12 protein-coding genes are annotated in these 14,585 nt (G+C 30.3%); all 12 read right to left on the bottom strand.

Translation table 11 applies throughout. The annotated features are described in order from the left end of the window. Positions 1-10: 10 nt before the first annotated feature. The gene (locus CNEONATNEC86_RS03000) at positions 11-694 is read right to left on the bottom strand and encodes a bifunctional 4-hydroxy-2-oxoglutarate aldolase/2-dehydro-3-deoxy-phosphogluconate aldolase (protein ID WP_159135487.1); all 684 of its coding nucleotides are present in this window, start codon (positions 692-694) and stop codon (positions 11-13) included. Between the two features lie 18 nt (positions 695-712). Continuing rightward, the gene (gene uxaC, locus CNEONATNEC86_RS02995; protein WP_058293759.1) at positions 713-2,116 is read right to left on the bottom strand and encodes a glucuronate isomerase; all 1,404 of its coding nucleotides are present in this window, start codon (positions 2,114-2,116) and stop codon (positions 713-715) included. A 69-nt stretch (positions 2,117-2,185) separates the two neighbouring features. Further along, entirely contained in the window at positions 2,186-3,721 is a 1,536-nt protein-coding gene (locus CNEONATNEC86_RS02990) for a glycoside hydrolase family 43 protein (protein ID WP_125149480.1), read from the bottom strand. Between the two features lie 107 nt (positions 3,722-3,828). Then, a complete protein-coding gene (locus CNEONATNEC86_RS21400) occupies positions 3,829-4,077 on the bottom strand; it encodes a carbohydrate-binding protein (RefSeq protein ID WP_230131922.1) in 249 nt (82 codons plus the stop codon). 4 nt (positions 4,078-4,081) lie between these two features. Continuing rightward, positions 4,082-4,225 (bottom strand): hypothetical protein, encoded by a 144-nt coding sequence (locus CNEONATNEC86_RS21395; RefSeq protein WP_230131923.1) that lies wholly within the window; start codon positions 4,223-4,225, stop codon positions 4,082-4,084. 267 nt (positions 4,226-4,492) lie between these two features. Further along, positions 4,493-5,038, bottom strand: a complete 546-nt coding sequence (locus tag CNEONATNEC86_RS21390) for an Ig-like domain-containing protein (RefSeq protein WP_230131924.1) — start codon at positions 5,036-5,038, stop codon at positions 4,493-4,495. A gap of 1 nt (position 5,039) precedes the next feature. After that, on the bottom strand, positions 5,040-5,237 hold the full coding sequence (locus tag CNEONATNEC86_RS21385; protein ID WP_058293755.1) for a hypothetical protein: 198 nt from the start codon (positions 5,235-5,237) through the stop codon (positions 5,040-5,042). Continuing rightward, positions 5,227-6,960 carry a glycoside hydrolase family 2 TIM barrel-domain containing protein gene (locus CNEONATNEC86_RS21380; protein WP_276508219.1) on the bottom strand — a complete coding sequence of 578 codons (1,734 nt, stop codon included), beginning with the start codon at positions 6,958-6,960 and terminating at the stop codon, positions 5,227-5,229. Before CNEONATNEC86_RS21380 ends, CNEONATNEC86_RS21385 begins: the two co-directional genes overlap by 11 nt. Positions 6,961-7,189: 229 nt before the next feature. Beyond that, positions 7,190-9,319, bottom strand: coding sequence for a glycoside hydrolase family 3 C-terminal domain-containing protein (locus tag CNEONATNEC86_RS02980; protein ID WP_159135486.1), 2,130 nt, complete (start codon positions 9,317-9,319; stop codon positions 7,190-7,192). A 364-nt stretch (positions 9,320-9,683) separates the two neighbouring features. Further along, positions 9,684-11,159, bottom strand: a complete 1,476-nt coding sequence (locus CNEONATNEC86_RS02975; protein ID WP_159135485.1) for an L-fucose/L-arabinose isomerase family protein — start codon at positions 11,157-11,159, stop codon at positions 9,684-9,686. Between the two features lie 116 nt (positions 11,160-11,275). Continuing rightward, the gene (locus CNEONATNEC86_RS02970) at positions 11,276-11,899 is read right to left on the bottom strand and encodes a DUF4867 family protein (RefSeq protein ID WP_058293751.1); all 624 of its coding nucleotides are present in this window, start codon (positions 11,897-11,899) and stop codon (positions 11,276-11,278) included. A gap of 189 nt (positions 11,900-12,088) precedes the next feature. Then, positions 12,089-14,080 (bottom strand): transketolase, encoded by a 1,992-nt coding sequence (gene tkt, locus CNEONATNEC86_RS02965; protein ID WP_159135484.1) that lies wholly within the window; start codon positions 14,078-14,080, stop codon positions 12,089-12,091. Between the last annotated feature and the right edge of the window lie 505 nt (positions 14,081-14,585).

Genomic DNA, 14,585 nt, shown 5'->3' with positions numbered 1-14,585 from the left:
TCCTTATTTATTATAAGTTTGATACAACTTTATTACCCACTTCTTTTGGAGATATTTTTGCGTTTTTATAAGCATCTACAAAACGTTTAGCTGTTTCTTCTATTAATTTATAGTCTCCATATTTCGCTCCTTTAGTAAGATCTCCACCAGTTCCTACGGCAACTGCCCCTGCTTCTATCCACTCATGCACGTTTTCTACGCTTACCCCTCCTGTTGGCATAAACTCTCCCTGTGGAAGCGGACCTTTAAAAGATTTTATTACTGATGGTCCATATAAATTTGCTGGGAATACCTTCACTATATCCACACCATACTCGAGAGCTATTATTGCATCATTAACAGTCATAATTCCAGGCATAACTGCTATCTTATACTTATTACAAAGCTTTAATGTATCAATATCCACGCTTGGACTTACAATAAATTGAGAACCTTCTAAAATACATGCTCTAGCTGTTTCTGAATCTAAAACTGTCCCTGCTCCAATTACCACTTCATAATTATCTTTATATTTTTTTGTTATTTCTCTTATTAGATCTATTGGATTTGGAACTGTCATTGTAAGTTCAATTATTTTAATTCCACCCTTTATAACTGCATCTACTGTTTTAATTGCCATTTCAAGAGACTCACCTCTTATAACTGCAATAACTCCATTTTCTACAATCTTGTTTAATACAACTTGCTTTTTCACTTTTACACCTCACTTACTTTATATATTAAAATACTCTTTAGCATTGTTATAGCTTATATCTTCAATAATTTTCCTGATAAGTTTTTCATCATTTGGTACTTCTCCATTTTCTACCCATTCTCCAACTATATTACATAGAATTCTTCTAAAATACTCATGTCTAACGTAAGATAAAAAACTTCTTGAATCTGTTAACATACCTACAAAAGAATTTAATAATCCCATATTAGCTAATGTTTTAATTTGATTTTCCATACCAATTTTATTATCATTAAACCACCATGCACTTCCAAACTGAATTTTTCCTTTTATATTTTCACCTTGAAAACATCCGATTGCAGTTGCAATCCAAGCATTATCATTTGGATTTAAGCTATATATTATAGTCTTTGGGAGCTTATTTTCAACTTCTAAAGAATTAAGGAATTTTAAAAGTGATGATGCAAATTTCTCATCATTTATAGTATCAAATCCTGTATTTGGACCTATTTTATTAAACATCCTTTTATTATTATCTCTTATACAATTACAATGTAATTGCATTGCCCAATCATGATCATAATATAACTTTCCAAGATATTTTAATGTATATATTTTGTATTTATTTTCTTCTTCTAAAGTTATTTCTTCTTTATTTAGAGCTTTATCAAATATTTCTTTTACTTCTTCAATTGATGCCTCTATATATTTAGGAAAAGAATCCAATCCATGGTCAGATATCTTACATCCAACTTCATTAAACTTTTCTACCCTCATTTTTAGTACTTCCAATAGTTCATCATAAGTATTTATTTTTAACCCACATATATCTTCTAATCTTTTTAGGTATTCTACAAATATATCCTTTTTTATTTCAATGATATTGTCTGGTCTAAATGTTGGCAATACCTTTGTTTTAAAAGAGGTATCCTCATTTATTTTCATGTGATACTCTAAAGTATCTGCTGGATCATCAGTAGTGCAAAGACTTTCTACATTTGATTTACTTATTATTTTTCGTACACTAAACTCATCGCTTCTTAATAATTCACATGTCTTTCGCCATATTTCAGGAGCACTTTTTTCATTTAGAATTTCTTCTATTCCAAAGTATCTTTGTAATTCTAAATGAGTCCAGTGGTATAATGGATTTCCTATTGCACTTGAAAGTGCTTTTGCCCATGTTAAGAATTTTTCATAATCAGTAGATTCACCACTTATATATTTTTCTTCAATTCCATAGCTTCTCATTAATCTCCACTTATAATGATCTCGATAAAGCCATAATTGTGTTATATTTTCATATTTTTTATCTTCAAATATTTCCTTAGAATCTATGTGTGAATGATAATCTATTATAGGTAAATTTACACAATAGTTATGGTATAGTTTCTGAGATGTCTCATTATTCAATAAAAAATTTATATCCATAAACTTTTTCAAAAAATCATCCTCCTTTATTGCGAATCTTTAAATTTTTTGTAAATTTAAGAAATTTTTTTATTGTTATATTTATCGAATAATATTATATTTAAAATTAGAAAACTCAGCACATCCTCCAACTTCCTTTGTAGAAAATAAAAATAATCCAAAGCGACATCCTATAAATTGATCCATTTTCCATACCATACTATGGGTTACACCAAGCTTTTCCCATTTCATCTCATTTAAATAGTAAAACTCACCTTCATCTTTTCCATTAATAAAGTTTCCTCTTGCTTTAAGAGTTATTTTACTTCCATGCAAAGATACTCTTCCATACTCAGTTCCAGGTTCGCTATCTACTAAGTTTCCGAAAATTGATTTGTCCTCACTTTCTCTTGCCAACATTACTAAATAATATTTATCTTCTTCTTTAGTAATAGCTATTAATCCATATGTGCTTATCAAAAAACATATACCTGCATAATCTCCATTTTTAAGTTCACTACCATCTAGTGTTACAATAGCTTCACATTCTGGTCCCATGGTACGTTGTGTTAATGTATTAACTGCAAAATTTAAATTTGGACTTATTTTCCCTGATTTAATTCTGTATGTCCCATATTTTTCAGTTACTGACCATAATCTTTCATCTGGAATATGATTCCATTGCCAAACATCTTTAATGTGAACTTTTCCATTAAAGTCTGGTTCATAAACAAAATCATCATCTCCAACTATTGGACTATATTCATACTCTGGCCTTGTACTATCAATTTCAATATGCTCCGGTGCTTTTTTATCAAATAAAGGAAAATCATTTTCAAAGTGCATTGGTACAATAACAGGTATGCGTCCAACAGCCCCTCTGTCTTGGAATAACATTGCATACCATTTACCATCTGGTGTAGATACTATACCTCCTTGTGCTATGCCTGAATTCTTATATCCCATGTCATCATTAAAAACTTCTCTTCCAATAAACTCTCCATCTAATGTATCTGATACAAAGCATGCTTCAGTTCTACGTCCTTTTGATTTAAGTATATGAATCAAGAAAATGTAGTATTTACCATTTATTTTATAAAAATGAGATCCCTCATAGCCAAGATCATACTCTTCTGTTTCAGTTACTATAATTTTATCTAACCCATTAGGTTTAGGCCCCGATAAATCTTCTTTTAGTTCTGTAATATGAATATCTGTATTCCCATAAGCAATATAAACTTTTCCATCATCATCAAATAATAATGAACAATCATGATAAAATCCTTCAATTATTTGTTTTGTCCAATTTCCAGCTATTTCAGTAGCTGTATACAGATATGTCTTTCCTGTATCATTAGCCACAAAACATACGTAGAATTTATTATTATGATACCTGAGTGAAGCTGCCCACATGCCCTTTCCATAAATTTGGTTTTTACCTTCCAATTTTTGTCCACATGTATCATCTAAAGTATCATATACATATGTTGCTACTTCCCAATTAATAAGGTCATAAGAACGTAAAATAACACATCCAGGCATAAGATGCATTGTAGTGCTAACCATATAATATGTGTCGCCAACTCTTATTACATCTAAATCAGGATAATCAGACCAAATAATAGGATTATTTTTCATCTCAAACACCTTACCTTCACTATTAAAATATATTATTAAATATAACCTTTCAAAATTAATCAAATTAGTAATGAAAAATACACTCAACTTTTATCTGAATTATACTTTTACACTTCAAATCTGAACCACTTGAAATCAAAATTACATCCTGGTAAAAATATAAACGTTACTGTCTTAATTCCTGTCATCTTTTCTAAACTAAACACCATTTCTTCATAATCCTGCGTATGTGCAAACTCAACAATCTGCTTGCTTGTATTTTGATCATCTGCAAATTGAATATTTATGGTATTTTTATCAATAGGTGAGTTACCACAAATAATAAGTTTAGATGCACCTTCACTTTTAAAGTCCATATCTTCAAAATATCAGTGAAACATTATTTCCTATTCTTTCAATACTCTCTTCTTTCATTAAGAATGTATCACCATAAACCTTATTACATTCTGTAGCCATAATTTTTTCAAAAGCTTTGTTCTTCTTCTCAAAAATAAATCCTTTCATATGAACTTTATTATAAAAAACAAAATAAACTGAAGTTACATCTTTAAGTTTTTTGTTTAATTTATAAGTTTCTTCTTGATATACGTTCCATATAGATTTTTTTTGATAAATAAATTCACCAACTAGTGTACTATTTTGACCTTCAGGTATACCTTCCCAAACCTGAAAATCGCATTTTTGATCACTTAGGGTAAAGAATGATACTATGATTGTATCTGAGCCATAAGAACCAAAATCAATATCATAAAAACCTACTCTTGTTTCTTTTTAGCGATCTGAACAAAGACCTTTTTCATTTCCATTTCCAACATTCCCTGTTACATCATGATCAAACAAGCCACCTGACACAAATTCATATGGGTTTTTAAATATAGCTTCAAGCCCATTTACTTTAAATTCTAATTGTGATATTAATTTTACTTTATCAGTACCATTATTACTTGTACACCGGATTCTAAACTCTCCATCTCCTAAAGCAGTTACCTTTGCATAATCTCCAAAACTTTGAACTTTAGCTATGTTTGATACTATTCCACTTTCATTTACAGAACTCCAGTTTATCTCTTTATATGAAGCATTTTCTGGATAAAGCTTTGCTTTAACAATTATTTCTTTCTTATTTATATCAAATTCTTGTCCATCTTCACTTACTATTTCTATTTTACGTATTGGTATTTCATCTAAGCTTCCCATTACTACTTCCATTTCCTTGTTTTCTGTACTTGCACAAATACCTTTTAACTCTTCATCATTTGCACTAATAGCTTCAAGCTGTATGGATGTACTTTCTAATCCAGTTGATGAAACTTCCATATTAATATATCCTTCTTCTAAAGTGCTTCCCTATTATAGCCATTAATTTACCACTAAATAACCTTCTGCTTAATCCTTTATATTGATCATAATCGGTACTATCACCATTATCTAACCCAATTAAACGTCCAGCTCCACTTACATTTACTTTTACTCTATTATTTGCATTTTCTACTATGTTTCCATCTTCATCTTTCATAATAATTTCTACGTTTATAAGGAATCTTCCACCATCCAACAAGATCCTTTCCTTTTTTGTGATCTATATTGTATTTTCCTATAACTTTTCCATTAAGCTTTAATTCAATTTTGGGAGCATTAGAACAAACTCTAACATCTACAATTTGATTTTCACTAAAATCCCAATAAGGAAGTATATGAATCATTGGTTTTTTCCTATAATCTGTCCATTCAGACTGATAAATATAATAAGAATCTTTTTTAAATGTTGCAGTATCAATTTGTCCAAAATAGGAATTCTTTGTATGATAAGGTGTAGGTTCACCTATATAATCAAATCCAGTCCATATAAATTGTCCAAGAGAAAATTCTGCATACCTGTCATCAGTTATACATCTTTCTGGACTTTTTGCTCCCCAACTTGTTGTACTATTTCCAAGTACAGAACATTGTTCATCATCATCTGCAAGTATTGATTTCTCAAATGGAAAGTGATATATTCCTCTACTTTGTACTACTGAAGCTGCTTCACTTCCATAAATAATCCAATCTTTATGTTTTTCATGATGTTCTTCATAATATTTTTCTGAATAATTATAGCCTGCAATTTTAACTATATCAACACACTTTTTAGCGTTCTCCCATGGCATAAAATTTGAACCTATTGTAACTTTCGCATTTTCATTTGGATCAAATTCTTTTACATATTCCATAAGCATTTTTGTGATTTCTTGACCTCTTACATCTGCATGAGTATAATAAATCTCATTCCCAATACTCCACATTAAAAGACTAGGATGATTTCTATTTCTAGTAATCCAGCTCATCACATCTTTATGTGACCATTCTTTAAAAAATCTTGCATAATCATAAGTTGTCTTACTTCTTTCCCACATATCAAATGCTTCAGAGGCAATAAGAAATCCCATTTCATCAGCTAAATCCATAAACTGTGGATCTGGCATATTATGAGATGTTCTTATAGCATTTACCCCCATATCCTTTAATATTTTAAATCTTCTTCTTAGTGCTTCTTTATTAAATGCTGATCCTAAAGCCCCTAAGTCATGATGCTCACATACTCCAAATAATTTTATCTTTCTACCATTTAATATTAATCCTTTATCTGGATCCATAATGACTTCTTTAAATTCTATATTTTTAGAAATATGTTCAATATTTGTTAAATTATACCCGTCTATTAATTTTAGTTCTGTAACTAGCTTGTATAAATTAGGATTGTCTATATCCCATAATAATGGTTCTTTTACAATCATAGTTTGAATATTTCTCTTCTCTCCACGCTTAACTTCTTCACTAGTTGTAGAAATAACTTCATTATTATAAATAATGCTATGATATAATTTTGCATTTTCATAAAGCTTTAATTCTGTACTTATTTCTACATTCCATAATTTATTCTCTTTTCTTATAGAAACGTAAATTCCATTAGTTTCAATATGATTTTTATCTCTTGTTTTTAACCATACATTACGATATATTCCTGCTCCTGAATACCACCTACTATTAGGACTTTGATGGATTACTCTTATAAGTATTTCATTTTCTCCCTCCACAAGAACATTTGTTATATCATGCTCAAAGGATGAGTATCCATACTTCCATTCGCCAACAAACTTATTATTCACATAAAGTGTAGAATCCATATATACTCCATCAAAACATAATAGAACTTCATCTTCGTTTTTAGAGTACATAAATTTTTTTCTATACCATCCAATACTATTTTCATAAAGATCTAACGAATTATATATTAACCAATCGTGTGGTATATCTATCTTTTAAAAACATAATCTACCACTATATTCTGTTTCTAAGTTGCCTTTAAAAAATTCCCATTCGTCATTAAAAAGTATTTTCTTATTCACAGACTCCTCCAATTAATATAAATGTGTTAATTCATACTTTCCTAATTTCTATAGAATTTATGCATTATCTATATTAATTTTATTATTTTAAATTTAGTTCTTTCTCTAATGGTGTTATTCCTGTAAGCTCTATACTTCTCTTATCAGGCTGAGAAACTCCAACAAATAATTTAAACTTTTTACTATCTAGAATTCGTTCTCCCTCATCATTGACAACTTCAAATTCTTTTCTTCTAATATTTAAAGTAACAGTTTTAGATTCTCCCTTCTTTAAACTAATGCGTTTAAATGCTACTAAGCTATGATTTAGTACTGCAAATCTAGATTCTAAATTTTTCAAATAGCATTGAACTACTTCTTCAACATCGTAACCTCCAATATTTTTAATATCTATGCTTACATTTACGTTTTCAAAATCTTCTTTAATATCTTCGATATTTAAATTGTTTAACTCTACTTGTGAATATGTTAATCCATATCCAAATGGATACAAAGCTTCTTCTTCAATATATCTATAAGTTCTTCCCTTCATTGAATAATCGCTAAATTCAAGCATATTATCAATGCTTTTATAGAATGTTACAGGTAACTTACCACTTGGAGAACATTTTCCAAATATTAAATCTGCTGCTGCAGTACCTCCATGACTACCAGGGTACCATGCTTGTATAATTGCAGCACAACTTTCTTCTAATCCATTAAGTGTAAGAGCACTACCTGATCCTAAAATTACTATAACTGGTTTTTTAGTTTCAAGAACCTTTTCTAGTAACTCTTGTTGTGTACCTGGCAAATTCAGATTCTCCTTATCTCCTGCTCCATAACTATTTCCTGCATCGCCTTGTTCTCCTTCAATTGTTGAATCTAATCCTAAACATACTACTACTACATCTGATCTTTCTGCTACTGAAACTGCTTCTGATATTCTATCCTTAGGTTGAGCCAGTCCTTCTACTCTATCTTTGTATAAATGACATCCTTCTGAATAATATACTCTAGTATCTTCATTTACAGCTTCATGTATTCCTTCAAGTATAGTTGTATATTTAGACGCCGTACCCGAATAATTTCCTTTAAGCATTACTTGACTATCAGCATTTGGACCTATTACTGCAATAGATTTTAAACTAGATTTATCTATTGGTAATGTTCCATCATTTTTAAGTAAAACCATTGACTTCCTTGCTGCCTTTAATGAAAGTTCGTTATGTTCTTTGCAATCATTTGATTCATAAGGTATTTCGTTATATTCACATTTGTCATCAAACATTCCTAATCTTATTCTAGTAGCTATTAATCTTTCAGCTGAAGTAGTTATATCTTCTTCCGTAACTAACCCTTCTTTATAGGCTAACATCATTTGAAGATATACATTTCCACAATTTAAATCACATCCATTTTTTATAGCTAATGCTGCTGATTCAGTTGCTGTACTAGTTACTTTATGATTCAAATGAAAATCTGCTATTGCCCAACAATCTGATACTACATGTCCTTTAAAGTTCCATTTACCTCTTAGAATATCTTTTAATAATGTTTTGCTTCCACAACATGGTTCACCATTTGTGCGATTATAGGCCCCCATTACAGCTTCAACATCTGCTTCTTTTACACAAGCTTCAAATGCTGGCAAATATGTCTCATATAAATCTTTTTTTGTTGTTACTGCATTAAATTCATGTCTTATACCTTCTGGACCACTATGAACTGCAAAATGCTTTGCACATGCTGCTATTTTTAAATATTTCCCTTCACCTTGTAAACCATTTATAAAGGCCACTCCTAATCTAGATGTTAAATATGGATCTTCTCCATATGTCTCATGTCCTCTTCCCCATCTAGGGTCTCTAAATATATTTACATTAGGCGACCAATATGTTATTCCCTTATATATATCTCTGTCATCTTTACTAGAATACTCATTATATTTTGCACGACCTTCTGTTGCTATAGTATCTGCTACATTTTCTAAAAGTTCTTCATCAAAAGTAGAAGCTAATCCAATAGCTTGAGGAAACACAGTAGCAGTTCCTGCCCTTGCTACTCCATGAAGACCTTCATTCCACCAGTTATATCTTGGTATATTTAAACGTTTAATCGCTGCTGCGTTATAAGTTAACTGCTCTGCTTTTTCTTGTAATGTCATTTTTTCTACTAATTCTTTTGCTCTAGTCAATGCTTCTTCATGTGTAATTCTATTTTTTTCTTTCATAATAACACTTCCTTCACTCTCTTATTAATTAACATCATTTGAACATTTTAAAATCCATGTATTAAATTTTTCACTAAATTAAAATATTAAAATCATTACTTTATGGATATAATTTGAAATTACATCTACTTAATCTTATATATTAATAATAAATAATTTAGCTCTGATTCAACAAGCAAATATTTATGCATTTCTAGACATTATTTATCATTAACTCAACGTTATATAAAACAAAATAAACTTAAAATACGATATTATTAAAAAGCTATCTTAAGTGTTTAAAACACACTTAAGATAGCTTTTTTTATTTTAATAAATATATTACGGAAATTACAAATATTTAAGATTTTCCATACTATTTTAATTATTTTTCAAATGGATTTTCTGTCTTATAAAGCATTCCCTTTGGTTGGTTAAACCCAACTTCTTTAACTCCTAAGTATCTAAATAAGTTGTAGATAGCTTTTCCATAATGACCAAAAGCAACTGCTCCATGATGTGGATATCTTCCTTCAATTAATACATGACGATAGAATCTTCCCATTTCAGGAATTGCAAATATTCCTATAGATCCAAATGATCTTGTAGCTACTGGTAATACTTCACCTTCTGCAACATATGCAGTAAGCTCAGCATCTGCATTACTTTGTAATCTAAAGAATGTAATCTCTCCTGGGACAATATCGCCTTCAAGAGTTCCTCTTGTAATATTAGGTTCTTGATTTGGTTCTAAAGCTCTAGCCATAATCATTTGATTTTTCATAGTACAGCTTGTAAGCTTGCATGCTGCAGTATTTCCACAGTGGAATCCCATAAATGTATCTTTTAATGTATAGTCAAATTTACCTTTGATTTCTGATTCATACATATCAGCTGGTACTGTGTTATTTATATCTAATAATGTAACTACATCTTGGCTTATACAAGTTCCAATATATTCACTTAATGCTCCATAAATATCAACTTCACATGATACTGCAATGCCTCGAGCAGTTAATCTACTGTTAACATAGCATGGTACAAATCCAAATTGAGTTTGGAATGAAGGCCAGCACTTGTTAGCAAATACTACAAATTCTCTAGATCCTTTATGTTCTTTCATCCAGTCTAATAGTGTAATTTCATATTGTGCAAGCTTAGGTAAAATACCAGGCATTTTATTTCCTTCACCTAATTCTTTTTCCATATCAGCTATTACATCTGGAATTCTTGGATCATCTTTGTGATCATTAAATGCTGCATATAAATCTAATTCAGAGTTTTCTTCTATTTCAACACCTAAATTATATAATTGTTTAATTGGAGCATTACAAGCTAAAAAGTCTTGAGGTCTTGGACCAAAAGAAATTATTTTTAAGTTTTTAAGTCCAATTAATGCTGATGCAACTGGTATAAATTCTTTAATCATATCAGTAACTTCAGATGCAGTTCCAACTGGATACTCTGGTATATATGCTTTTATATTTCTAAGTGCTAAATTATAGCTTGCATTAAGCATTCCACAATAAGCATCTCCACGTCCTCCTACTAAGTTGTCTCCGCTTTCTTCTGATGCCGCTACAAACATAACTGGTCCATCAAATTCTTTTGCAAGTAATGTTTCTGATGTTTCTGGTCCAAAGTTTCCAAGGTAAACTACTAATGCATTTACACCTGCTTCTTTAACTTCTGCTAATGCTTTTCTCATGTGTACTTCATTTTCTATTGTTGTTTTGCACTCATAAATTTCTCCATTAAAAGCTTCAACTACTGCCTTTCTACGATTAGTAGATAACTCCATTGGGAAACAATCTCTACTTACAGCTACTATTCCTAATTTAACTTTTGGTGTATTATTCATATTTAATTCCTCCAAATCATATTTTAATATTTATCTAATTTTTATATTTAATTTGCACACTATATATTTTAAAAACAATTACTTAGAAAGTAATAAGTGTTTTTTACTTATTACTTTTATTTTAGAGATATATTCTCTCCAACTAGTCCAATAAATGCACCTTGTTCACCTAAGTCAGTATCCTTATGACCAATTAGCCACTTATTCTTAGCAAATAATAATGCATCTTCTCCACACTTCTTAATATCTTTTTCTAATGGAAGGTTTGTATCCTTAGGTAATACAACAACACATCTAAATCCACTTTCATCTGCATTACAAGGTGCATAATGAAGAGTAGTTGCATATACTTCTATTATTGTTCCTGCTGGAACTAAGAAAGCTTCTATTTTAGAAGTATCATATGAAAAATCATCATTAATATCTTGCTGGCTTCCTATTAATAAAATAAGATCTGTAACTGCTATATTTATTTCAGAAGATCTATGATATTCAACTGCGTTTAAAATATAATTATTACCATTACAGTATCCAATTTGAATTGGAAGACCTCCAAATTCTCTTTCCATTAAGTCTTCATTAATCTTTAACTCTTCTAGTTCTTTTATTGATGGTTCATATATTACATCATTAGGAAGTGGGGTATTTTTCATTTTTTCTATTATTTCAGAACAATCATAATTTTCTAATATTCTTCCATATTTTTTAAACTTTGAATCGGTAACTTTATTAATAATCATTTAATCACACCTTTCTTAATGTCTTATTTATTAAAATATTATGGTTTTTTATGAGATTTTGAAATTAGGTTAACTATCATTAAAATTATTTGTTCTTGGAAGCAGCAAAAGGGGCTGCCACTTCCAAAATAGACTTGTTTTATATCAATAAATATCTTTTTAGCTTAATCTATTAGTAGATTTAATTTTCTACTTATTAACAACCTTAACTGCTGTATAAACAACATTATCAACAGTGAATCCGAATTGCTTAAATAACTCATTTGCATTTCCTGATGCTCCAAATGTATCAAGTGAGATTATCTCTCCATCTAAACCTACATACTTATGCCATCCAAATGAAGTTAATGCTTCAACTGCAACTCTCTTTCTTACACAGTTTGGAAGTACACTTTCCTTGTAATCTTCATCTTGTGCATCAAATAATTCGAAACACGGAATACTTACTACTCTTGCATCAATTCCTTTAGCTTCTAATTCATCTGCAGCTTTATATATAAGTTCTACTTCTGAACCTGATGCCATTAAAATAACATCTGGAGTTTCTTTCTTAGATTCTTTTATTATATAACCACCTTTTAATGCTCTCTTTGGACATCCTTCATATAGTGGTAGTTTTTGTCTTGTTAACACTAATGATGTTGGTGTTTCCCCATTAGTTACAGCGTAATACCAAGCGGCTGCTGTTTCTTTTGAGTCGGCTGGTCTAAATACTGCCATATTAGGCATACTTCTAAGTGCTGCTAATTGTTCAATTGGTTGGTGAGTTGGGCCATCTTCTCCTACCCCAATACTATCATGAGTTAAGACATATGGTATTGGTAATTTCATAAGAGCTGATAATCTCATTGCACCTTTCATGTAATCACTAAATACAAAGAATGTTGAACAGAATACCTTAAGTCCACCATGAGCGTACATACCGTTAGTAATGGCTGCCATTGCATGCTCTCTTACTCCAAAATGAAGATTTTGTCCACTTCTATCTTCCGCTGAGAAGTCTCCCTTGTCTTTCATATAAGTCTTATTTGAAGGAGCTAAATCTGCTGAACCTCCCATTAAATTTGGAATTATATTAGCTAATCTATTTATAACTATTCCTGACGATTCTCTTGTAGCCATTTCTTTATCAAAGCTCCAGAATTCATCATTGTTTAATAATTCTTCTTTATCTATTTCATTCTTCATCCATTTAGTATATTCATCTGCTAATTCTGGATAAGCTTCTGAATATTGTTTAAATAACTCATGCCAGTTTTCTTCTTTCCATACACCTTCTCCAATATACTTGTCCATATTTGTATACACTTCGTCTGGTACATAGAATGCAGGTTCTAATTGCCATCCTAGATTTTCTTTTAATGCTCTTATATTTTCTTCTCCTAATGGCTCACCATGTGCTGATGCCTTACCTTGTTTGGCTGGGCATCCATACCCTATTACATTCTTCACAATTATAATTGATGGTCTTAAACTGTCTCTTTTTGCATCATCAATTGCATTTGAGATTGAATCTATATCATTTCCATTTTCAACTTTGATTACTTGCCAGCCATACGCTTCGTATCTCTTAGCAACATCTTCTCTAAATGCAATATCAGTATTACCTTCAATTGAAATATTATTTGAATCATAAAGTACAATTAATTTTCCAAGGCCTAATGTTCCAGCAAGTGATGAAGCTTCTCCTGAAATACCTTCCATAAGGCATCCATCACCAACAATTGCATATGTGTAGTGATCTACAATATTAAAATGTTCTTTGTTAAATTTTTCTGCAAGGTGAGCTTCTGCCATAGCCATACCTACTGCATTACATATACCTTGTCCAAGGGGTCCAGTTGTTATTTCAACACCTTTTGTGTGGCCGTATTCTGGATGGCCAGGAGTTAAACTTCCAACTTGTCTAAAGTTTTTAATATCTTCAATAGTTATTCCATATCCAAATAAGTGTAATAAAGAATATTCAAGCATTGATCCATGCCCTGCTGATAAAACAAATCTATCTCTATTATCCCAGTCTGGATTTTTTCCATTATGATTCATTTTTGTCCATAATGTAAATGCCATTGTAGCTGCTCCAAGTGGAAGACCAGGATGGCCAGAATTTGATTTTTGTATAGCATCTGCTGATAAAACTCTTATTGCATTAATAGATAATTTATCTAATTCTCTACTCATTGTTATCCTCGCTTTTTATTTATTTTATTTTTTATTAATCCCAAATATATAGACTCATCTTTTTGGGGTCATCTCAAATCAATATATTAATTTGAGATAAAAATTTATTTGCACACTCTAATCCACATAAAATAAGCATATTCTTAAATTCTTAAATTCTTAAATTCTTAAATTCTTAAATTCTTAAATTCTTAAATTCTTAAATTCTTAAATTCTTAAATTCTTAAATTCTTAAATTCTTAAATTCTTAAATTCTGGGCATTTTTTCATTCTTCAAATATTTGTGCAATAAATTTCTTTTATTTAAAATCTGCTACGTTCATACTTTTAACTATCGTACTTTCTAATTATTCAATTTTTAAATGAAACTCACTATTCACATCCGTTCATAGGAGTAAGTTCGAGCAACCAAATATATTCTGAAACTTCTACTCACATTCGTTCGTAGAAGGGCTATACCACTAAACTCGTTCCTCGCCAAGTGTTATATGCCAATTTGGGCTCT

The organism is Clostridium neonatale, from assembly GCF_900465025.1.
Taxonomy (GTDB): domain Bacteria; phylum Bacillota; class Clostridia; order Clostridiales; family Clostridiaceae; genus Clostridium; species Clostridium neonatale.
The sequence above is the reverse complement of the archived record's forward strand: the minus strand, read 5'-3'. Positions and strand labels throughout refer to the sequence as shown.